Source organism: Streptomyces sp. A012304 (genome assembly GCF_026008495.1).
Taxonomy (GTDB): domain Bacteria; phylum Actinomycetota; class Actinomycetes; order Streptomycetales; family Streptomycetaceae; genus Streptomyces.
Map to the genome: position 1 here is coordinate 1 of NZ_BQUN01000185.1, position 287 is coordinate 287.

The following is a 287-nucleotide window of genomic DNA, read 5'->3' on the forward strand; positions in this document are numbered from 1 at the left end:
GCCGCCCACCAGCGCGGCATGCGCGTCATCATCGACTTCGTCATGAACCACACCAGCGACCAGCACCCGTGGTTCCAGGAGTCCAGAAGAGACCCGGAAGGCCCCTACGGCGACTACTACATGTGGGCCGACGACGACAAGCAGTACGCCGACGCCCGCATCATCTTCGTCGACACCGAGGCCTCCAACTGGACCTTCGACCCCGTCCGCAAGCAGTACTTCTTCCACCGTTTCTTCTCCCACCAGCCGGACCTCAACTACGAGAACCCGGCCGTGCAGGAGGAGAT

At 62.7% G+C, this 287-nt stretch carries 1 protein-coding gene; it reads left to right on the top strand.

Annotation, left to right across the window (positions count from 1 at the left end; translation table 11 throughout):
- Positions 1–287 (top strand): alpha-amylase family glycosyl hydrolase (locus tag ALMP_RS37770; protein ID WP_264936499.1); only part of this gene is annotated, 287 nt, incomplete at both ends.